The organism is Solirubrobacter soli DSM 22325 (assembly GCF_000423665.1).
GTDB lineage: Bacteria > Actinomycetota > Thermoleophilia > Solirubrobacterales > Solirubrobacteraceae > Solirubrobacter > Solirubrobacter soli.
The window spans coordinates 218,661-239,036 of record NZ_AUIK01000023.1 but is presented as its reverse complement, the minus strand read 5'-3'; the positions used below and the strand labels follow the sequence as shown (position 1 = coordinate 239,036).

At 69.8% G+C, this 20,376-nt stretch carries 25 protein-coding genes and 1 pseudogene; 3 read left to right on the top strand and 23 right to left on the bottom strand.

Annotated elements, in window-relative coordinates; genetic code table 11:
• From G569_RS66425 to fliJ, 22 genes and pseudogenes are all read right to left on the bottom strand, one after another.
• A partial coding sequence (locus tag G569_RS66425; protein ID WP_371683477.1) for a flagellin occupies positions 1 to 233 on the bottom strand: 233 nt, incomplete at its 3' end.
• 174 nt (positions 234 to 407) lie between these two features.
• Positions 408 to 770 (bottom strand): annotated as a pseudogene (locus G569_RS66420) (flagellin N-terminal helical domain-containing protein); the annotation flags it as partial.
• 93 nt (positions 771 to 863) lie between these two features.
• The gene (locus tag G569_RS0118815) at positions 864 to 1,238 is read right to left on the bottom strand and encodes a hypothetical protein (protein ID WP_028064558.1); all 375 of its coding nucleotides are present in this window, start codon (positions 1,236 to 1,238) and stop codon (positions 864 to 866) included.
• Positions 1,238 to 1,846 carry a flagellar brake protein gene (locus G569_RS0118810; protein ID WP_169542185.1) on the bottom strand — a complete coding sequence of 203 codons (609 nt, stop codon included), beginning with the start codon at positions 1,844 to 1,846 and terminating at the stop codon, positions 1,238 to 1,240. The genes G569_RS0118815 and G569_RS0118810 overlap by 1 nt, the downstream gene beginning before the upstream one ends.
• Positions 1,847 to 1,851: 5 nt before the next feature.
• Positions 1,852 to 3,336: a hypothetical protein gene (locus G569_RS0118805; protein ID WP_028064556.1), complete on the bottom strand. Its 1,485-nt coding sequence runs from the start codon at positions 3,334 to 3,336 to the stop codon at positions 1,852 to 1,854.
• 25 nt (positions 3,337 to 3,361) lie between these two features.
• A complete protein-coding gene (gene flhA, locus G569_RS0118800) occupies positions 3,362 to 5,455 on the bottom strand; it encodes a flagellar biosynthesis protein FlhA (protein WP_028064555.1) in 2,094 nt (697 codons plus the stop codon).
• Positions 5,452 to 6,519 (bottom strand): flagellar biosynthesis protein FlhB, encoded by a 1,068-nt coding sequence (gene flhB / locus G569_RS0118795; protein ID WP_028064554.1) that lies wholly within the window; start codon positions 6,517 to 6,519, stop codon positions 5,452 to 5,454. Before flhB ends, flhA begins: the two co-directional genes overlap by 4 nt.
• 4 nt (positions 6,520 to 6,523) lie before the next feature.
• Complete coding sequence (fliR, locus tag G569_RS0118790) at positions 6,524 to 7,306, bottom strand: flagellar biosynthetic protein FliR (RefSeq protein ID WP_028064553.1); 783 nt, start codon at positions 7,304 to 7,306, stop codon at positions 6,524 to 6,526.
• A gap of 4 nt (positions 7,307 to 7,310) precedes the next feature.
• Positions 7,311 to 7,583, bottom strand: a complete 273-nt coding sequence (gene fliQ / locus G569_RS0118785) for a flagellar biosynthesis protein FliQ (protein WP_028064552.1) — start codon at positions 7,581 to 7,583, stop codon at positions 7,311 to 7,313.
• Positions 7,580 to 8,227: a flagellar type III secretion system pore protein FliP gene (gene fliP, locus G569_RS0118780; RefSeq protein WP_028064551.1), complete on the bottom strand. Its 648-nt coding sequence runs from the start codon at positions 8,225 to 8,227 to the stop codon at positions 7,580 to 7,582. The genes fliQ and fliP overlap by 4 nt, the downstream gene beginning before the upstream one ends.
• On the bottom strand, positions 8,224 to 8,760 hold the full coding sequence (locus G569_RS0118775; protein WP_028064550.1) for a FliO/MopB family protein: 537 nt from the start codon (positions 8,758 to 8,760) through the stop codon (positions 8,224 to 8,226). The genes fliP and G569_RS0118775 overlap by 4 nt, the downstream gene beginning before the upstream one ends.
• A 154-nt stretch (positions 8,761 to 8,914) precedes the next feature.
• Complete coding sequence (locus G569_RS0118770) at positions 8,915 to 9,856, bottom strand: YihY/virulence factor BrkB family protein (protein ID WP_028064549.1); 942 nt, start codon at positions 9,854 to 9,856, stop codon at positions 8,915 to 8,917.
• 29 nt (positions 9,857 to 9,885) lie between these two features.
• Positions 9,886 to 10,251, bottom strand: coding sequence for a flagellar motor switch protein FliN (gene fliN / locus G569_RS49680; protein WP_053226633.1), 366 nt, complete (start codon positions 10,249 to 10,251; stop codon positions 9,886 to 9,888).
• 16 nt (positions 10,252 to 10,267) lie between these two features.
• Positions 10,268 to 10,714 (bottom strand): flagellar basal body-associated FliL family protein, encoded by a 447-nt coding sequence (locus G569_RS0118760; RefSeq protein WP_028064548.1) that lies wholly within the window; start codon positions 10,712 to 10,714, stop codon positions 10,268 to 10,270.
• Positions 10,715 to 10,734: 20 nt separating this feature from the next.
• Positions 10,735 to 11,577, bottom strand: a complete 843-nt coding sequence (locus G569_RS0118755) for a flagellar motor protein MotB (RefSeq protein ID WP_028064547.1) — start codon at positions 11,575 to 11,577, stop codon at positions 10,735 to 10,737.
• Positions 11,578 to 11,583: 6 nt separating this feature from the next.
• The gene (locus G569_RS0118750; RefSeq protein WP_028064546.1) at positions 11,584 to 12,384 is read right to left on the bottom strand and encodes a flagellar motor protein; all 801 of its coding nucleotides are present in this window, start codon (positions 12,382 to 12,384) and stop codon (positions 11,584 to 11,586) included.
• Positions 12,381 to 12,671: a flagellar FlbD family protein gene (locus G569_RS49675; protein ID WP_053226632.1), complete on the bottom strand. Its 291-nt coding sequence runs from the start codon at positions 12,669 to 12,671 to the stop codon at positions 12,381 to 12,383. Before G569_RS49675 ends, G569_RS0118750 begins: the two co-directional genes overlap by 4 nt.
• An 85-nt stretch (positions 12,672 to 12,756) precedes the next feature.
• Positions 12,757 to 13,590 (bottom strand): flagellar hook-basal body complex protein, encoded by an 834-nt coding sequence (locus tag G569_RS0118740; RefSeq protein WP_053226631.1) that lies wholly within the window; start codon positions 13,588 to 13,590, stop codon positions 12,757 to 12,759.
• 46 nt (positions 13,591 to 13,636) lie between these two features.
• Positions 13,637 to 14,053, bottom strand: a complete 417-nt coding sequence (locus tag G569_RS49670; protein ID WP_053226630.1) for a flagellar hook assembly protein FlgD — start codon at positions 14,051 to 14,053, stop codon at positions 13,637 to 13,639.
• 24 nt (positions 14,054 to 14,077) lie between these two features.
• Positions 14,078 to 15,445 (bottom strand): flagellar hook-length control protein FliK, encoded by a 1,368-nt coding sequence (locus G569_RS0118730; RefSeq protein ID WP_028064544.1) that lies wholly within the window; start codon positions 15,443 to 15,445, stop codon positions 14,078 to 14,080.
• A 6-nt stretch (positions 15,446 to 15,451) separates the two neighbouring features.
• Positions 15,452 to 16,066, bottom strand: coding sequence for a lytic transglycosylase domain-containing protein (locus tag G569_RS66010; protein WP_053226629.1), 615 nt, complete (start codon positions 16,064 to 16,066; stop codon positions 15,452 to 15,454).
• Positions 16,067 to 16,080: 14 nt separating this feature from the next.
• Positions 16,081 to 16,545 (bottom strand): flagellar export protein FliJ, encoded by a 465-nt coding sequence (gene fliJ, locus G569_RS66415; RefSeq protein ID WP_028064543.1) that lies wholly within the window; start codon positions 16,543 to 16,545, stop codon positions 16,081 to 16,083.
• A 50-nt stretch (positions 16,546 to 16,595) separates the two neighbouring features.
• On the opposite strand from fliJ, the gene G569_RS0118715 reads away from it, so the two are divergent.
• The 3 genes from G569_RS0118715 to G569_RS0118705 are packed head-to-tail and all read left to right on the top strand — an operon-like array spanning position 16,596 to position 19,186.
• Entirely contained in the window at positions 16,596 to 17,504 is a 909-nt protein-coding gene (locus G569_RS0118715) for an ornithine cyclodeaminase family protein (protein WP_037497479.1), read from the top strand.
• Positions 17,505 to 17,529: 25 nt separating this feature from the next.
• Positions 17,530 to 18,096, top strand: a complete 567-nt coding sequence (locus tag G569_RS0118710; protein ID WP_084285178.1) for an RNA polymerase sigma factor — start codon at positions 17,530 to 17,532, stop codon at positions 18,094 to 18,096.
• Positions 18,086 to 19,186, top strand: coding sequence for a WD40 repeat domain-containing protein (locus G569_RS0118705; RefSeq protein ID WP_028064540.1), 1,101 nt, complete (start codon positions 18,086 to 18,088; stop codon positions 19,184 to 19,186). The genes G569_RS0118710 and G569_RS0118705 overlap by 11 nt, the downstream gene beginning before the upstream one ends.
• On the opposite strand, the gene G569_RS66005 is transcribed toward G569_RS0118705, so the two are convergent.
• Positions 19,183 to 20,364: a hypothetical protein gene (locus G569_RS66005; RefSeq protein WP_053226627.1), complete on the bottom strand. Its 1,182-nt coding sequence runs from the start codon at positions 20,362 to 20,364 to the stop codon at positions 19,183 to 19,185. The two genes, G569_RS0118705 and G569_RS66005, sit on opposite strands and share 4 nt — an antisense overlap.
• Positions 20,365 to 20,376: the final 12 nt, after the last annotated feature.

Here is a 20,376-nt window from a genome sequence, read left to right as displayed (position 1 = left end):
GTCATCTCGGCCGCCATGTCCACGTCGCGGATCCGCGACTCGGAAGCGGTGAGGTTCTCCTGGTAGGTCGCCAGGTTGTTCAGGCGATGCTCGAGGCGATTCTGGACCGCGCCGAAGGCCGCACGGACGGTCGAGACGTTCTTGATGGCGTTGTCGATCACCGAGATGTTCGACACGGCGCCGCCGCCGCCGACGTTGCAGAGGCCCTGGGCCGCCAGCGTCGCGGACGACATGCCGATGATCTCCTGCAGACCGCCGGTGCCGGACGTGCCGACCGCGCCGCTGAACTGCGCAGCCGTCGTGGAGATCGTCTCGGAGTCGTTGGCGCCGACCTGGAACGCGAAGCTCGTGCCGTTGAAGACGGCGTTGCCGTTGAACTTCGTGTCGGTGAGGATGTCGTTGACCTCGAGCGCGATCTGCGACACCTCGGCCGCGATCGCGTCCTTGTCGTCCGAGCTGTTGGTGCCGTTGTTGTACTGCACCTTCAGGTCACGGACGCGCTGCAGCATCGAGTGCACCTCGGTCAGCGCGCCTTCCGCCGTCTGGACGAGCGAGATGCCGTCCTGGGCGTTGCGCTGGGCCTGAGCCAGGCCGCCGATCTGGCCGCGCATCTTCTCGGAGATGGCGAGGCCGGCAGCGTCGTCAGCGGCACGGTTGATCCGGTAGCCGCTGGAAAGCTTCTCCATCGACTTCGACGCCGCGTTGGACGTGGCGGTCAGCTGCCGGTGCGTGTTGAACGCCTCGACGTTGTTCTGGATACGAAGGCCCATGATTCAACACTCCTTGTTGATCGGGATGGAGGGCGTGTGCGAGGTGACTCCATGTCGCCTCAGCTGAGCTATTCGGCGCGCCGGCGCTGATCTTTAGACGGCGCGCGCCTGCTGCTCGGCGGCGCGCTTCTCGCGCTCTTCCTGCTGCGCCTTGAGCTTCTCCGCGCGCTCCTCTTCCAGCTGGCGCACCTCGCCGATGACGATGTGCCGCCAGATCACGATGGCGAAGCGCCAGATGACCACGTTGGCCACGATCCCGGCCAGAAGCGCACGCCAGACGGCGTCGAAGAGCTCCTGGTCGGAGTACAGGTTGATCGCCAGTACGAGGGCGAAGACGATCAACGCCCCGCGGGTGCGGGCGCGGCGGATGCCGGCCTTGGCGCGCGGATGCTGGGCGATCGAGACGACCAGCTCGGGCTTGTCGCCCTTCTCCGCCTTGCCTTTGCCCTTTTCCGGCTCCTTCGCCATCAGCCTCGCGAGGCTCTCAGCGCTTTGACCTCGCGGTCGCGGATGTAGCGCATCAGCCGATCTTCGTCGGCTCGGGAGACGCTGTCAAAGCGAACGCCCTTCTGGTCCACTTCCGAACCGACGCGCACGACCCGGCCGAGCGCCGCAAGCGGCGGCCCGTCGGGGAGCATCAGCTCGATCCGCACGTCGATCCCGAGCGGCAGCTCCCACTTGTCCGCGATCCGCATGCCGCTGCCGGACACGTCCAGCGTCGTCGTCTCGCCGCCGACGTCCTGGTCGACGCCCTGGATCGTGACGTCCAGGTGCGCGGCGACCCGCACGAACTCGCGGCGCTGGATGCGCTCGATGTCGCCGGAGAGGCCGATCGTCAGCGAGCCGGAGCGTTCCGCGGAGAGGGTGCCGGTGTAGCGATGGATGCCGCGACCGGAGGTGATCTCCACCGCCATCTCGTGCCCGACCAGGCGCCCCATGCGCTCGTCCTTGACGGCCAGCGCGACCGTCACCGTCGCCGCGTCCGCCTTCTCGATCGTCGCCGGGAGCATGCCGACGTGCACGTTGCGCACGATCACGTGCTGGCCGGGGGCGAGCGTGGGGGCGGATGCGGACATGGTCATCATGGAAGCAGTTGGGCGGCGAGCTCGGCGGGATCGGCCGGGCTCACGCCCGCCCTCGTACAGATGTACGACAGCGGATGCCCGGCCTTGAGCGCGAGCTCGATCGGGGCGCCTGGACGCTTGGTCTCGTCGGCGTGTGAGAGCACCACGTGCGTCGCGCCGAGCGGGGCGAGCGCCTCGGAGAGCTCGTCGGCCGCCGCGGCGCTGAGCGTCGCCGGCAGCGCGAGGTGCACCTCGGTCACCCCGAGCAGCTTCAACTCCGCCGCCAGGCCCTTGATCTCGCCCGGCGTGCTCGAGAGCCCGACCGCGGGGGTGTCGATCAGGGTCAGCAGCGGGCTCGCGACGCCGAGCCGCTTCTTGGCCTGCTCGCCGTCCTTGGCCTGGATCACGGCCACGCCGAGCGGCTGCAGGCGGGCGGCGAGCGTCGTGTCGCCGCGCAGCGAGACGACCGCGACGTCGGCGCCGACCGCCACGTAGGACGCTGCGATGTACGCCACGGTCGACGTCTTGCCGGCGCCACCGCCGCCGACCACCGCGATCGTGCGCGGCTCGGTGGAGAGGTGGCGGAAGACGTCGATGCGGCCCGCGAGCACGTTGCGCACGAGCTTCTTGATGTTGCGCGGCGACGTGAACGGGAGGCCGTGCACGACCGCCTCGCGGACGATGTCCTCGGCGAGCGCCTGGCTGAGGCCGGCCGCGACCAGGCGCCGTTCGGCGGCGTCGGCCGCCTCGGGGCGGTCGGGCAGGAGCGGCTCGGAGCCGCTGCCGCGAGCCGGGCGCGGGGGAGGCTGGATCGTGAACCCGCTCGGCGCGTCGAAGGTGAACGACGGCGGCGTGTCCTCGAGCTCGTCGAGGTCCTCCTCAGGCTCTTCGTCCTCTGCTTCGAGAACGGGTTCCGGCTCGGGCTCGGGGACCGGCTCCGGCTCGGGCTTGGCCTGCGGCTCGACCACCGGCGCGACCGCGGCCTCGGGCTCCGGCGCCGGTTCGGGCGCCGGCTTGGCCGCCCGGCGGATCGCGTCCGCGTTCGGCTGCGGCCCGTAGAGCCCCGCCGACCCGGAGATGTTCGCCGGATCGAAGAAGTCCTCCTCGAAGGAGACGGGCTCGGTGCGCGCCGGCGCATCCGGCGTCACCGTCGCCGAGAAGAAGTCATTGCTCGGACTTGCGTCGCGCGCGGCGGCCGCCAGCGCGTCGGCGAACGGCGTCGCCTGCTCGAACAACGCCTGAACGGCCGGGGACGAGAGTCCCTCGGCCGTCGCGCGGTCACTGCGGATCTCGAGCGCCTGCTCATCTCCCAGCGGAGGACGAGCGTCGACTTCGATGTAGGGGCGCTGGAAGAAGCCTCCGACGCCGCCGGTCAGACCCTCTCGCCGCCGGAGCACGATCGCGTCCGGCCCGAGTTCCTCCCTGATCTGCGGGAGGATCTCCTCGAGGCTGCGCCCGCGGAAGGTTTTGACGTCCGGATCGTTGCTCGTGGAGGCTTCCATTCATGCGCTCCCTAGTCGACTGACACTAGGCGGCGACAGCTTCGACTGCGCCAATCACTCCAGTGGTCTCTACCCCGATCCCGGGGCTGATCTCGTTGTACGAGCAGACCGCCAACTGCGGCAGCCGCTGCTCGCACAACTGTCGCAGATGGCGACGCACTCGCGCAGAGCACAGCAGCACCGGACGGCCGCCCGCGGCGATCGCGACCTCGACCTGCTGGGCCGCGGATTCGACCACCTGCGAAGCCAGATTCGGGTCCATCGCGAGGAACTCGCCGTCGGCGGTCTGGACCAGCGCCTCGGCCATCGCCTGCTCGAGCGACGGGTCGAGCGCGATGACCCGCAGCGTGCCCTCCGCGTCCAGGAACGGGGCGGTGATCGTCCGGCCCAGCGCCTGGCGGGCGTACTCGGCCAGCATGGCGGGATCGCGGGTGAGGCGGGCCTTGTCGCCGATCGCCTCGAGCACGGCGCCCAGGTCGCGGATCGAGACGCCCTCGCGCAGCAGCGACTGCAGCACGCGCTGGACCTCGCCGAGCGACAGGACGTCCGGGACGACCTCGTCGACGACCGCGGCGTTGACCTCCTTGAGCTGGTCGAGCAGGTGACGCGTCTCCTGGCGGGTGAGCAGCTCGGAGGCGTGCGCGCGGATCATCTCGGTCAGGTGCGTGACGACCACCGACTCGGCGTCGACCACGGTCCAGCCCAGGGCCTCCGCCTCGGCGCGACCCGACTCGGGGATCCAGACCGCGGGCAGGCCGAAGGCCGGCTCCGTGGTCGGGATGCCGGGCAACTGCCCCATGGCGTCGCCCGGGTTCATCGCCATATGGTGACCGGCCATCACGCCGCCGCGTGCAACTTCTGAGCCACGCACGCGCATGACGTACTCGTGCGAGTCCAGGCCGACATCGTCGCGGATGCGGACCGGCGGGATGACCACGCCGAGCTCGGAGGCGATCTGGCGGCGGATCGTGCCGACGCGGGCCAGCAGCGTGCCACCGGCGCCCTTGTCGACGAGCGGGACCAGGCCGAAGCCGATCGCCAGCTCGAGCGGGTCGACCTGCAGCGCGTCCAGCGCGGCGTCGCGCGGCGCGGGCAGCGCGCCCTGCTCGCCGGCGGCGACGGCCTCGGCCGTGGCGGCGGCCTCGCGCTGGGCGGTGGTCGGGCGGTTGCGCAGCGCCCAGCCGACGGAGACGAACAGCGCGCCGATGACGAAGAACGGCAGCTTGGGCAGGCCCGGGACGAGCCCGAAGACCATGATCATCACGCCCGCGACGAGCGGCGCCTTGCGCTGGTCGAGGATCTGCCGGGAGACCGTCGAGCCGAGGTCCTGGTCGCCGGCGCCGGCCGAACGCGTGACGAGGATGCCGGTGGCGACCGAGATCAGCAGCGCCGGGATCTGGGCGCAGAGGCCGTCACCGATCGACAGCAGCGAGAAGTGGTGGCCGGCCTCGGCGGCCGTCATGCCCTGCTGGACGACGCCGATGACGATGCCGCCGATCAGGTTGATGCCCGTGATCAGGATGCCCGCCATCGCGTCGCCCTTGACGAACTTCGAGGCACCGTCCATCGCGCCGTAGAAGTCCGCCTCCTGGGCGACCTCCGCGCGGCGCTTGCGCGCCTCCTCGTCGGTGATCTGGCCCGTGTTGAGGTCGGCGTCGATCGCCATCTGCTTGCCGGGCATGGCGTCGAGGGTGAAGCGCGCGCCGACTTCGGCCACGCGCCCGGCGCCGTTCGTGATGACCACGAACTGGATCACGATCAGGATCAGGAAGATCACGAGGCCGACGACGATGTTGCCGCCGACGACGAAGTTGCCGAACGCCTCGACCACGTGGCCCGCGTCGCCCTCGAGCAGGATCAACCGCGTCACGGACACGTTGATCGCCAGGCGGAAGAGCGTCGTCAACAGCAGGATCGTCGGAAACGACGAGAAGTCCAGCGCGCGCGGCACGTACATCGTGGCCACGACGATCATCAGCGCCGCCGAGATGTTCAGCGTGATGAAGAAGTCGAGCAGCACCGGCGGCAGCGGGATGATCAACATCGCGACGATGAGGACCACGCCCGCCGCGGCGAGCAGGTCGGCCTTGCGGCCGATCTTCGAGAGGAATGAGTTCATGCTGCGACCTTTTGGGCTCCGGCGACGCGGTAGACGTAGGCGAGGAGCTGCGCCACGGCGTGGAACATCTCCTCAGGGATCTGACGACCGACGTCGACCGAGGCGTACAGCGAGCGCGCCAGCGGCGGGTCGGGGACGATCATGACGCCGGCGTCCTTGGCGGCTTCACGGATCTTGAACGCGAGGTTGTCGGCACCCTTGGCGACCACGATCGGTGCCGCACTCCCGCTCTCGTACTTGAGGGCGACGGAGTAGTGGGTGGGGTTCGTGACGATCACGTCTGCGGTGGGAACTGCGTCCATCATTCGCGAGCGGGAGAGCTCCATCGCCCTCCGCCGCTGCGCAGACTTGATCTCGGCAGGAAGCTGGGTTTGCTTGAACTCCTGTTTGATCTCTTCCTTGTCCATCCGCAGCGACTTCTCGTGCTTGTAGCGCTGGTACGCGTAGTCGATGGCGGCGATGAACAGGTAGGCGATCGCGGCCCGCATCGCGATGGTCATGACCATCGAGGCGATCAGCGGGATCAGCTGGCCCGGCGGCGTGCCCACGAGGGCGGCCATCTCGTCGAGCTTCGGGAACAGCGCGAGCGCGGCGATCGCACCCACGATCGCGGTCTTGGTGATGTTCTTGCCGCTCTCGAAGGCGAAGTGCTGCGGGTTGAAGAGGTTCTTGAGCCCTGACGCCGGGTTGAGCTTCTTGAAGTCCGGCTTCATCGCGCCCGGCATCGGCTTCAGCCCGACCTGCGCGGCGGACGCGACCAGGCCGGCGATGAAGCAGGTGCCGACGATCGGCAGGATCGCCAGCCCGATGTGCTGGCCGACCATCGCGAAGAGCGTGCCGACGCCCTGGCGGTCGACGACGTCGGGGTGCGCCATCAGCTGCAGCACCTGAACCATCGCGAGCTTCATCTGCTCGATCGCCTTCGGGCCGGCCGCCGAGAGGGCGAGCAGCCCGGCCACCAGGATCGCCGCGCCGTTGATGTCGGCGGACTTGGCGACCTGGCCCTTCTTGCGCGCGTCGTCGCGCTTCTTGGGTGTTGCCTTCTCCGTCTTGTCGTTGGCCATGGCGCTAGCCGACCTTCAGGAAGTGCAGCGCCTGGGCGATCGCGTCCTGCAGCGCGCCGTTGAAGAAGTTCGACACGAACGGCAGCGACGCGCCCAGCAAGATCAGGCCGACGATCAGCTTCGCGGGGAAGCCGACCGCGAACACGTTCATCTGCGGCACGACGCGGGAGACGACGCCGAACGCGGCGTCGGTGATGATCAGGGCGATGATGACCGGCGCGCCGATCATGAACGCGGCGACGAAGATGCCCGAGAACGCGACCTGCGCACCCTCCACGAGCGAGCCGATGGCCGGCGAGTCGAGCATCGGAACCTTGTCGTACGTGCGAGCGAGGCCCTTGATGATCCAGCTGTCGCCGCCGATCGCGATCAGGATCGCGACGCCGAACAGCGAGTAGAGCTGGGCGATGACCGTCGACTGGTTGCCCGTCACCGGGTCCACCAGCGAGCCGAACGAGAACCCGATCAGCGTGTCCAGCAGCGAGCCCGCGACCTGCAGCCCGGCGAACATCGCCGCCAGCGCGTAGGCGAACGCGAGCCCGACCACGAACTCCTTGATCACCAGCCCGCCGAAGGCGAGCGGGTCGAGGTCGATCGGGCCGTGCTCGACGACCGGCATCAGGCCGACCGTCAGGCCGACGGCCACGACCGTGCGCACGCGCCCCGGGATCATCTTGCTCGAGAACAGCGGAGCGAAGATGAACAGCGGCGACAGGCGCGTCAGGACCAGGAAAAAGGCAGCGACCTGCTGCTCGGAGAACCGAGCGAGGAGTTCGTTGGCGGTCATCGGATCAGCTACCGACGTACGTCGGGATCTGCGACCAGAGCTGGGTCGTCCAGTCGACGACCGTGCTGAGCATCCACGGGCCGAGGATCGCGATCACCGCGACGAGGCCCAGGATCTTCGGGATGAAGGAGAGGGTCTGCTCCTGGATCTGCGTCACTGCCTGCAGGATCGAGATCAACAGACCAACCACCAGGCCCACGAGGAGCATGGGGAGCGCGACCTTCATGGTCACGCCCATCATGTCCACGATCAGTGAGACGACCTTGTCCTGGCTCATGTCATGTGGAAGCTCTGAACGAGCGACGAAGTGACGAGGTTCCAGCCGTCCACGAGGATGAACAGCAGGATCTTGAACGGGAGCGAGATGAAGACCGGTGGGAGCATCATCATGCCCATCGACATCAAGGTGGATGACACCACCAGGTCGATGATCAGGAACGGCAGGAAGATCAGGAAGCCGATCTGGAACGCCGTCTTGAGCTCGGAGATGATGAACGCCGGGATCAGGACCTGGGTGGGCACGTCGCGACGCGTCTTGACGTCGGACGGCTTCTCACCCGACAGCTTCACGAACAGCGCGATGTCCTTGTCGCGGGTCTGGTTGAACATGAACTCGCGCAGCGGCGCCTCGGCGCGCTTGAGCGCCACCTCCTGCGTGATCGCGCCCTTCTGCAGCGGGTCGTAGGCGTCGTGCTTGATCGTCTTCAGCGTCGGGCTCATGACGAAGAGCGTCAGGAAGAACGCGATGCCCACCAGCACCTGGTTCGGCGGCGCCGTGGGCGTGCCGAGGCCGGTGCGGATGAAGCTGAGGACGATCAGGATGCGCGTGAAGCCCGTGACCGTGAAGAGCAGCGCGGGGACCAGCGAGATGCCGCCGATGAACAGCAGCAGCTGGACCGCATTGGAGCCGTCGGTCTTCACTTGACCACCGTCTTCGAGCGCAGCGCGTTCAGGAAGCCCTTGGGCTGCTCCGGCGCCTCGAGGCTCGCCAGCGTGGCGTGCATCGGCACGTCGACCGTCTCCGGCGTGTCGATCAGGCCCAGCGTGCGGGCCTCCGACTCGCTGTAGCGACGGATCGGGGCGATCGCCTGCTCGGCCGTGCCGAGGAGGACGATCTCACGGCCGGCGCGCACCAGGTGCAGCGTCTTGTTGTGGCCGAGCGGGAGGGTGGCGAGCGTCTCGAGGCCGTCGCCGGCCGCGGTCGACTCCTTGGAGGCCTTGACGTTCTTGAGCACCCAGTGGAGCCCGTAGATGACGCCGAGCACGACCACGAGGCCGATGATGGTGCGCACGATGCTGCCGCTGCTCGAGGCCGTGGCCGTCTTCGCCGAGCCGGAGGCAGAATCGGAGAGGTGGATCGTCTTGTCCTCACTGCTGCCCGCCGCGAACGCGGCAGGGGCGGTGAGCAGGCAGCCGAAAACGGCCGCGGGAAGAATGGCGTGGAGGGTCCGCATCTTTACCGAAGGAGGAGGGTGAGCCCGGATCAAGCTCACGGCTCGTATCGGCAGGGGGGTGCGGAAACTTGAACGTCGACTTCTTGGCGTTCGGCTCAGGACCTACGGGCCAATGCCGATCGCGCGGGTAACTGTTGGTCTTCTCCGATGGCCTCTACGAACTCTCGCCCGCCGACCCACCGGACCTATCCCCGCGCGCCCGCGAAGCCGGAATCGCGGTTCGAGCGCCGGGTGGAGACGTGGAAACGCGAGGTGCCGGCAAGTCGACGGTTCCCCCGCGTGAGCGCACCCGCTCAAACCGAAGCTCGTTGACGACAGCGCCGCTGAGCACGACCAGCGCGAGGACGTAGAACCAGACGAGCGCGATCAGCACGAAGACCGCGCTCGTCCCGATCCGCAGCGTCGAGACGTTCGTCAGGTAGATCGGGAACGTCGCGTCGACGATGCCCATCGCGACCGTCGCGCCGAGCGCGCCCGGCCACACGCACGACCACGGGATCGAGCCCTTGGGCACCGCCGCGTAGGTGATGCAGAGCGCCAGGAACAGGATCAGCAGGCCTGCCCCGATGCTGCCGTAGTAGAGGACGTCGTGCGCGTCGCCGAGGCCGAACGGCAGGTCCTTGGCGCCCGAGAGCGCGATCGACTGCACGGTTGGCACGGCGACGCTCGCGGCGATGAAGATCAGGACCACGAAGAGCATCCCGAAGCCGAACAGCTTCTGCCTGACCCACGTCCGGCACGGCAGCTTGTAGATCCTGCAGAACGCGGTGTCGAGCGCGCCCCAGAAGGACGAGCCGACCCACAGGGCGGAGACGAGGGCGACGATGCCCACCGTCGTGGAGGACTGTTGCAGGCGGCGGACGCCCTCGACGAGCGTGCTCTCCGCCGCGGTGGGGAAGATCGTCCGTGCGTCGTTGACGACCGAGGCGGCCAGCTCAGGGCTGCGCAGCACGCGGCCCGCGACGAACAGCGCGATCAGCGCGAGCGGGAAGATCGACAGCAGCAGGTTGTAGGCCACCATCGAGGCGAGGCCGGTCAGTCCGTCCTCGTACGCCTTGCGCCAGAAGGTGGCGACGGCTCGGGCGGCGCGATGCACACCGCCCGTAATACCGCGTCTGCCTTGGTTTAAGCGTCCTGGGCGGCTTCAGCCGCCTCGCTCGCGCTCTTGGGCGCGAGCACCTCGGTGACCCGCAGGCCGAACTCCTCGTCGATGACGACGACCTCGCCACGGGCGATCGGCTTGCCGTTGACCAACAGGTCCACCGGCTCGCCGGCCAGCCGGTTGAGCGTCACGATCGACCCCGGGCCGAGCGCGAGCGCCTCCCGGATGGTCATCTGCGTGCGTCCGACCTCGACGGCGAGCTCCACCGACACGTCGTGCAGGCGGGAGAGCTCCTCGGCCGTGACCGGGTGCGGAGCGGCGGCAGGCGCCGACTCCACGGGCCCGGCCGTGGTGGTCTCGAAGGGTGCGTAATCGACGGTTTCGGCCATTGGGTCTCAGTTGGGGTTACTGAACGGTGAGGTCAGAGAAGAGAACTTCCTCGACATGTACATCGGTCTTCTTCTTGAGCACCTTGAGGATCTCTTTCTTGAGTTCCTCGCGGCCCTTCTCCTCGATCAGGTCCTTGTCGGTCGCGTCGGTGAGGACGCCCGTGATCAGGTCGCGGACGATGCCCTCCTGGCCCATGGCGCCGTAGCCCTCAGGCGGGGTGGCGGCGGCCTCATGGCCACCGGCGGCGGCCGTCGAGGTGTCGTCGTGGGCGAGGACGAGGCCGATCTGCATCTTCGCGAAGCGGCCGTCGGCGAGGTTGATCAGGAACTCCTTCTGGAGCATGTAGACCGTGCCCTCGACGTGGGGCTTGGGCTTCGCGGGCGCCGGCTTGGCGAGCACGAACTTGTACACGCCGCCGAGCACGGCGAGCAAAGCGATGACGGGGACGAGCTTCTTGACCATGGGGTGAGCGCCTCCATGCGCTACGGGGTTGACTCCGTGTCGGTGTTGCTTGAGTGGATCCGGGAGAGGACGATCTCCACCCGGCGATTCTTCGCACGGCCGTCCGCCGTGGAGTTGGTGTCGACCGGGACCTGGCTGCCGTACCCCTGCAGGGACATGCGGGCGGAAAGGACGCCGATCTCGGCGAAGTCATTGACGACGGCGGCGGCGCGAGCGCCCGACAGGTCCCAGTTGGACGCGAACCGCGAGTTCGCGATCGGCTGGGAGTCGGTGTAGCCCTCGACGACGACCGGGTGCTTGCGCTCGTCGCGCACGATCTGGCCGATCTTCGCGACCAGCTTGTGCGCCTCCGGGTGCAGCGTCGCGTCACCCGAGGAGAAGAAGACCTTGTCGGTCAGGAGCTGGATCACGAGGCCGCGACGGCGGACCGTCACGTTGACCTTGCCGGCGACGCCGGCGTCCTTGGCGAGCTTGTCCACGCGCCGCTTGAGCGCGCGGAAGTCCTGCTCCTCCTGCTTGGCGTCCTTCTCCTCCTGGGCCACGTTGCGCTCACGGCTCGTGTTGTTGATCGCGGTCAGCGGACGCAGGGACGGCAGCGGCGGCTCGACCGCCGACTGCTTGGTCTTGTCCTGGTCAGAGCCCGAGCTGAGCATCGACTTGCCACCGTCGAGCACCGCTCCCGAGAACGCGTCCTTGAGCGAGCGCTGGAGCGCCTCGAACTTGGACGTGTTCACGGACGAGATCGCGAACAGCACCATGAAGAGGCAGAACAGGAGCGTCATCATGTCCGCGAAGGACACGAGCCAGCGCTCTTCGTTCTCGTGTTCCTCCTCGTGGTGAGGCTTGTGTCGCTTCTTGGCCATGAGGGTTTACGCGGCCGCCTTCGCGGCGTCGCCGGACTTGGCGGCTTCCGGGTCGACGCGCAGGGCGGGCGGGACGAAGGTGATGAGCTTCTCCTGGACGACGCGCGGGTTGTCGCCGGCCTGGATCGCGAGGATGCCCTCGACGATCAGCGCGCGGGCGTGGAGCTCCTCCTGGGAGAGCTGCTTGAGGCGGGCGCCGATCGGGAGGTAGATCACGTTGGCCGAGGCGACGCCGATCAGCGTCGCGACGAAGGCCGCGGAGATCGACGGGCCGAGCGTCTCGGGCTTGTCGAGGTTGCCGAGCACGTGGATCAGGCCGAAGACGGTGCCGATGATGCCCATGGTCGGGGCGTAGCCGCCGGCCTTGTCGAACGGCTGCACGCCGGCTCCATGACGCTTGCGCATCGCCTCGTTCTCGGACTCGAGGATGTCGGCGACGAGGTCGGGGTCGGTGCCGTCGACGACCAGCTGCAGGCCCTTGCGGGTGTACGGGTCCTCGATGGACGAGGTGACCTCGTCGAGCGCGAGCAGGCCGTCGCGGCGCGCGGCCTCGGCGTACCCGACCAGCTCGGCGACCTTCGCGTTGAGGTCGTGCTGCGGCGGGTTGAACGCCTTCATGTACATCTTCGGGATGTTCGTGATGGTGGCGAAGCTGGTGCCGATGATCACGGCGCCGAGGGTGCCGCCGAGCACGATGCTCATGGCGGACGGGGACAGGATCGCCATGGGGTTGGAACCCTCCATGGTCGCTCCCAGATAGAGGCCGACGATCGCGACGACCAGGCCAATAGCGGATGAGGCCTTCATCGGTCGCTCTCCTCGTGGTCAGTGGGTGGGGTGGCGGCGGTCGCGGCGACGAGGGTGAGGCCCGCGTCGTTGACGCGCCGCTTGACGGAAGGCATGGCGCCGGCGAGGATCGACGAGCGCCAGGCCTGGATGGCGGCGACGACGTCCTCGGCCTTGTCGGCCACGAGCACCTTCTGATGCGTGGTCAGGGTCACCACCGTGTCGGGCGTCGAGTCGATGGCGACGATCAGGTCGGGGTTGAGGTAGAAGACCTCAGCCCGCGCGGATAGGCGGTGGAGACGGATCACATCCCTAAGATCGGCACATGACCTAGGGTCTTAAACGGAAAAGGCTCCCCGAAGGGAGCCTTTTGTCCATCGGTCAGGTGTGCGACTAACGCTTCAGGTTCACCAAGTCCTGGAGCATCTCGTCAGCGGTCGAGATGACACGCGAGTTGGCCTGGAAGCCGCGCTGGGCGGTGATCATGTTCGTGAACGTCTGCGAGAGGTCCACGTTGGACATCTCGATCGCGCCCGCGGTCGTGACGCCGAGGCCGGCGATGCCCGGCGTGTTCTGCGTCTTGACGCCGGAGTTGGCCGACGCGACCCACTGGTTCGCGCCCGTGCGCTCGAGGCCCGACGGGTTCGAGAACGTCGCCAGCGTGATGCGGTACGGGGTGGTGCGCGTCCCGGTGCCGGGGTCGATGTAGGACAGGCCGCCCGTCTGGTCGATCGCCAGGCCGGTGGCGCCGGGCGGGACCTGGATCGCGCAGGTCTGCGGCGTCGCCGCCGTCGGCTGGGCGAACCCGAGCACGAACTGGCCGGTCTGCGTGGTCAGGAAGCCCTCGGAGTTGATCGAGAAGTTGCCCGCGCGGGTGAAGGAGGTCGGGGTCATCAGCGCGCCGCCGGCGGCCGGGTTGCCCGGAGCGACCTGGAAGAAGCCGTCGCCCTGGATGGCGACGTCGAGCGGGTTGCCGGTCGTCTGGACCGCGCCGCCGGTCATCAGGTTGTCGATCGAGCCGAGACCGACGCCGAGACCGACCTGCGCCGCGTTGGAGCCACCGTTGGTGGTGGTCGGGCCGGCGGCTCCGCGCTGCATCTGGGTCAGCGAGTCCTGGAACGTGACGCGCGAGCTCTTGTAGCCGATCGTGTTCACGTTGGCGATGTCGTTGGCGGTGACATCGAGCATGACCTGGTGCTGCTTGAGGCCGCTGATCGCGGCGAACATACCTCGCATCATGGGAGGGGGAGCTCCTTGTTCGTTGGCCGCCGGATCAGGCGACTTCGGTGATCTTGGACGGGTCGATGCCGGCGATTCCGCCGACGGTGATCGTGGCGACGCCGTCCTTGGACGTGGCGACCTTCTCGACCTTGCCGGTCTGCAGCTGGTCGCTGGCGTCGATGTAGGTCACGGTGCGGCCGATCAGGCCGACCGCGGAGGACGTGTTGAGCGACTGGGCGACCTTCGCGGTCGTGCTCGCCATGTTCGTGATCTGCTCGACCATGGAGAACGACGACATCTGCTGCATCGAGTCGTTGGTGTCCATCGGCGACGTCGGGTCCTGATGCTGGAGCTGGGCGACGAACAGCTTCAGGAAGCCGTCCTTGTCCAGCGCCGCGTTCGGGTTGGTCGCCGACGTCGAGCCCGACTGAGGACCAGTCGTCGTCGTCTGAGGCGGAGTGACAGTCATGAGGAGGGAGGTCCGGTCGGAGGGTCAGGCGAGGACGTCGACGTGGACGCCGTCAGGGAGGACAAGAACCGTGTCGGCAGCTGCGGGCGCATCCATGAGGAGAGCGCTCTCATTTGCGCTGGAACGGCTCATGTTCGAGTGGCCCGGGCGGTAGCGATCGTCGCCCCAGCCGCCGTCGGCGGCGAAGCGCGCGGCCTGCTCCTGGCGCTGGTCGGACGTCGAGACGTCGAGCGAGAGCAGGTTCACGTTCTTGTCCTCGAGCTGGCGCTTGAGGTCGTCGCCCGCGGAGGCGAGCATGCGCGCGGCCTCGGGCGAATCCGCGACCAGCAGGGCGTGCACGCCGTCGCCGGTGCTGCGCAGCCGGACCTCGATGCCGCCGAGCTCGGCCGGCTTGAGGTTCAGACGGGCGTGGTTGACGCCCTTGTCGGCCATCATGTGGACCATCACGCCGGTCGTGTGGATCGCACGGCTGAGCGGGACGGCGCGCTGCACGCTGGGCGTCGACGGCATCGCCGGAGCCGCGGCGGGCGTGATCGGGCTGGCGGTGGCCTGCGTGGGCGCCGGAGCCGGCGCGTCGGCCGGCTTGGCCTGCGGCGCGGACGCGCTCTGCTGCGCGGGGGCGCTCGGCTGGTCCTGCGGCTGGTCGTTCGGCGTCTGCTGCTGGGCGGTGGTCGGCAGCTGCGCGTCCTGCGGCTTGACCTGCGAGTCCGCGGGCTGCGTCGTCGTCACCTGCGCCTGCGGCTTGCTCAGGTCCAGGCCGGCCGGCAGCGTCGTGTCGGCGGTCGCCTCGGCGGGGAGCCCGCTGAGCGCGATCGGGCCCGGGGTGGCGGTGGCCGGGGTCTCGGGGGCGTTCTGCGCGACCGACGCGGCGACGGCGCCGGTCAGCTCGGACGGCGCGGTCGCCTGCGCGGTGGTGGCCGCGGCGAGCGAAGCGGGGATCTGGCCGGCGAGGACCGGCAGCGGCTGGGCCTCGGCGGGTGTCTGGGCCGGCGTCGCGGTCTGCGGCGGCAGCGGCGAGGCGAGCTGGAGCGCGAACAGGCTCGGGGTCGTCGGGACCGCGGGCTTGTCGTCCGCGGCCGGCTCCGTCGGGACCTGGTCGGCCGGGGTGGCCGGCGCGTCAGCGACCGGCTCGTCGGCGTGCTTGACCGCCTTCGGCGCGTCGTCGCGCGGCTTCGCGCGACGGGCGTCATCCGCGCCGTGCGGCCGGTCGTCGCGCTGGCGGTTGTCGCGGCGCGGCGTGTCGTCGCGGCGCGCGGGCGCGTCGCTCTTGGGCGTCGCGGCCCCGAGCAGCGCCGAGAACATGTCGTTCGGCGGGGCCGGGGTGCGACCGCCCGCGGGCGGGGTCACGAGGGCAGTGCTGCGCGTGGGCGCAGCGGTGCGATCGGTGGTCATGGGCCTCTAGATCTCGGAGGGAGAGGACGGAGTCGAAGTGCTGCCGACCCGGTAGGCGGCCGCGTTGGCCTGCACGATCCGGACGTAGTTCTGGGTCTCTGAGTAGGGCGGGACGCCGCCGAAGCGCTGGACCGCGCCGGGGCCGGCGTTGTAGGCCGCGAGGGCCTTGGTCACATCGCCGCCGAACGCGTCGAGCTGCTGCTTGAGGTACTTCGCGCCCGCGTTGAGGTTCTGCTGCGGGTCGAGGATGTTCGTCACGCCGAGGCCGGAGGCCGTGCCGGGCATCAGCTGCGTGAGGCCGCGGGCGCCCGCGCCGGAGCCGGCGTTCGGGTTGAAGCCCGACTCCTGCTTGACGAGGCCGGCGAGCAGCGCCGGATCGACGCCGTTGGCGGTGGCCGCCTGGGTGATCTCGGCGGCGTACGGCGTGCCGGCGGGAAGGCTCGAGCTGCTGGAGGTGGGGCTCGCGGTGATGCCCGCGGCCTGCGGGGCGAAGCTCGTCGGGGTCGTCGCGTTCTGCAGCGCGGTCGAGAAGCTGGTGCTGCTGGTGTTCGTCGGCGCGGGCTGCTGCACTGGCGGACTACCGGCCGCCAGCATCGCCTGCAGCTGGCTGACTCGGCTCATAACGGCTTCGATGCTCATGTGGCCAGGGCCCCTCCACGTCGGTGAACGGCGAGCGCGAGCTCGTCCAATGTGTTTTGGGACTTCCGTGCCCACTCGGCGTCGTGCTCGGCCTTCTGGCGCTCCTTGAGCTTGTCGATCGCCTGACGGTCGCGGGCCGCGGCCGCGAGCACCTCGCGGCGGACGGCGACCTCGGCGTCCCGGCGCGCGAGCTCGAGCGAAGCGTCGATCCGAAGGCGTTCGGTGCGCTCGATGAAGGCCTGCGCGGCGAGGAAGTCAGACGAGGAGAGACGCTGTGTGTGCACCGTGGTCCGGCTGTGGTCGCGAGCGGCGACCGCAGCGTCGGCGGCCTGCTGGAGCAGCGCCTCGCCTTCGGCGCGGTTGCGCAGCTCGTTGCTGAGCTCTTCACGGGCGCGGTCTTCGGCGCGTTCACGGATGTTTCGGACTCGTTCGAGCCGGAACGTGAAGGAGGGCGTCTCCACGAAGGCTCTATCGGCAAATGGGGTCCTGACCTGAAGTAGCCTCCCTGGTCGTGCTCATCCTCTCGCGTGCCGAGGTCGAGTCGCTGCTGGAACCGGACGCGTTGCTGGCCGCCGTTTCCGGCGGTTTGCAGGCGGTTTCGGTCGACGCGTTCTCGTCCGCGCCGCGCCAGTCGGTGGCCGCCTACGGTGGCCCTTTCCTGACGATGGCCGGACGTCAGGTGGACAAGCCGGTGGTCGTCAAGCTCGTCGGCGTCTTCCCGGGCAACGTCGCGCTGGGGCTCGATCCGCACCCGGCGACGATCGCGATGATCGACCCCGGTACCGGCCGCTGCCTGGCCGTGATGGACGGCGAGCACATCACCGCGCTGCGCACCGCGGCCGCCTCTGCCTTGTCCACGCGCGCGCTCGCGCGCGAAGACGCGTCCGTACTGGCGGTCGTCGGCTCCGGCGTGCAGGCGCGGGCGCACCTGCGGATGCTGCCGTTGGTGCGGGCGTTCACGTCCGTGCGGCTCGTCGCCCGCGACCCGGGTGCGGCGGCACGGCTCGGCGTCGAGCGGGGCTCGATCGCCGGTGCGGACGTGATCTGCTTGACCACGTCCTCACCCACGCCGGTCGTGCGGGCCGCCGAGGTGCTCCCCGGCACGCACGTCACGTCGGTCGGGTACGCGCCGCCGGGCGGCGAGCTCGATCCGGCGCTGGCGCGGGCGGCTCGCCTGTTCGTCGAGTCGCGGGTGGCGTTCGCGCCTCCTCCCGCGGGCTGCGCGGAGCTCGTGGGGTTGGACGCGTCCGCGGGGACCGACCTCGGCGCCGTGTTGTCGGGCCGTGCTCCAGGCCGGACGTCGGACTCCGAGATCACGGTCTACAAGGCGATGGGCCACATCGCCGAGGACGCGGCCGCCGCCGAGCTCGTCTACCGGACGGCGCTCGAGACGGGCACCGGCACCCGAGTGGACCTCTAGCGCAGCGCCCCTCGTAGTGCGTGCGATGGAACACATCGTCGCGGGGAGGATGGGCGTGGGGCGACCGTTGAGCCGCCGTGGCGACGCCGCGCTCGTGCGTGCGGCCCAGGGTGGCTCCTCCGAGGCCGTCGAGGAGCTGTTCCGCCGGCACTGGCCCGCGGTGCACCGGTCCGCGTGGCTGGTCGTGCACGACGCGGCGGCGGCGGAGGACATCGCGCAGGAGGCGTTCGTCAGCGCGCTGCGGGCGCTCGACCGGTTCGACCGGCGCCGCCCGCTCGCCCCGTGGCTGCACAGGATCGTCGTCAACCGCGCCATCGACTTCGCCCGCGCCCGCTCGCTGCGGCCCGAGACCCCCGCCGACGCCGTGGAGGAGCCGGTCGCCCCCGCGGCCGCCCCGGAGCTCGGCGACGACCTGATCGCGGCGCTCGCCGACCTCGGTCCCGAGCACCGCGCGGTCGTCGTCCTGCGGCACCTGCTGGGGTACACGCCAGGCGAGATCGCAACGATGCTCGAGCTTCCGCGCGGGACCGTCAACTCGCGGTTGCGTCGCGCGCTCGACGCGCTGTCGCTGAGGTTGGCCGATGAAGGCTGAGGAGCTCGAGCGCGCGCTCCGGGAGCTGGAGCCGCCCGATGCCGGGCCGGCGCGCGAGCGGGCGCGGCGGACGGTACTGGCCGCGCACCACCAAGCGCGCTCGCGGCGGCGGTTCCGGCGGCTTTCGCCGCTCGTCTACGTCGCGATCGCCGTCGTGCTCGCCACGCTCGTGGTCACGCAGCGCGACAGCGGACCCGTGCAGGCGTTCGAGCGGCGGGTGCGCGAGATCGTCAACGAGCCGAAGCCCACCCCGACGCCGCCCGCCCCGCTCCCCGCCGGCCGGCTCCTCGTCAGCGATGCGAACGGCCTCACGGTCTTCAGCGGCGCGCGCCGGATCAGGCTCGGCGGATACGACGACGCGACGTGGTCGCCGCACGGCCTGTTCGTCGGCGCGACCGACGGCCGCGCGCTCGTCGCACTCAACCCCGCCAACGGAGCGCTACGCTGGAGGCTCGTCCCGGGCGGGACGGTGAGCGTGCCGCGCTGGGCCCCGGACGGCCTGCACGTCGCCTACCGCGCCGGCGGGGCGTTGCGGATCGTCTACGGCAACGGCCGGCACGACGTGCTGGCCGGCAAGGACATGGCCCCGGTCGCACCCGCCTGGCGCCCGACGACCCCGCGCACCGTCGCGTGGGCGAACGCGAACGGGACCGTGACGGTCGAGGACGCGGACACCGCGAAGGTCCTGCGCAGCTACCGCAGCGCCGCCGTCCGTCACCTCGCGTGGTCGCACGACGGACGCAAGCTGCTCATCGCCGGCCGCCGCAACGGCACGATCCACGACTACGTCACCGGCGCGCGCACCCCGGTCAAGCTCGACGGCGACCTGCTCGCCGCCGCGTACGGGCCGCCCGGCCTCGCGCTCGCCGTCCGGCACGGCGACCGCACCGAGATCCGCCTGCGAGGAAGCGTCCTCTTCTCAGCCGGCGGCCGTCTCGACGACCTCGAATGGTCGCCGGACGGCCGCTGGCTGCTGGCGGGTGACGCCGCCGGCGGACAGTGGCTGCTGGCGCGAGCCGCGGGGCAGGCGTCCGTGTCCTCCGTGCGACGGCTCGGAGCCTCGGCACGGACCCACGGATGGTGCTGCTAGCGGAGCGCGATCGAGCGGGCGGCGTTCTCGGTCTGCGTCCGGCCGGCCTTGTCGGTGGCCGCGATGTCGACGGAGAGCGTGTGACCCTTGAGGGACTTCGCGGCCTTGAAGCCGAGCTTCGCCGTCACGGTCTTGCCGTGGTGGCCGATCGTCGAGCGCGTGGCGGCGATCGCGCCGGTCGAGGTGACCTTGCCGGCCGGGGTCAGCGTGAGCGTGCCGACGGCCTTTGCGCCGTCGAACATCGTCGCCTTGATCGACTTCAGGTCCTTCCAGGCCTTCGGGTGCGTCCAGGCCAGCGACAGCGACGCCTCGGCGCCCGCAGCCGCCTCGACCGTCTTCTTGGAGCCGCTCAGCACGCCGACCTGCTGCGTCTTGACCTCGACGGTCGAGACCGTGTCGTCGCGGTCGAAGAACGCCTGGTCGAGGGTGCCGTCGCCGCCGGAGACGACGTCGGCGCCGCCGCCCACGGAGTTGATGAAGTCGGCGTTGCCGGCGCCGCCCAGCAGCAGGTCGTTGCCGCCGCCGCCGAAGAGCACGTCGTTGCCCTCGCCGCCGTCGAGCGTGACCGGCAGGAACGAGGCCGAGCCGAAGATGCTCGAGCCGGAGAGGCGGTCGTTGCCGAGGCCGCCGATCAGCGTCACGCGGGACGCCTGCGTCATGCTCACGTCGGTATCGCCGTCGTTGTCCATGTCGACCTGCGGGCTGAGCCCGCCGAAAGCGGACATCGCGTCGTCGAAGCTCGTGCCCTCGACCTCGAGCAGATCGTTGCCCGAGCCGGTCAGCAGCTGGAACTTGACGTGCTTGCGGCCCGCGTCCGTGTTGGTGCTCGCCCCGGGGGCGAAGGTGCCGGCGCGCTCCGCGATGCGGACGTGCTCGAAGCTCGGCGAGCCCTTCACGACGACCTTGTTCGTGCCGAAGATCGTGGCCGAGTGGTCGGCGTCGGAGAACCCGGGCATGAAGCAGCCGCGCGGGATCTCGTTGTTGTCCTGCACCTGGATGAAGCTGCCCGGGGCGCGGAGGATCGTGGTCTGGCCACCGAAGCTCGGGTTGGCCAGCTGGATGTTGATCTGGCGGGCGTTGAGGTCGTAGGAGCAGGTGGTCGCCGCGCTCGCGAACGAGGGGACGGCGAGGATGCCGGTCGCGGTCACGGCCGCGGCCAGGGCGATGCGCTTGTGCATGGGGATCCTTGG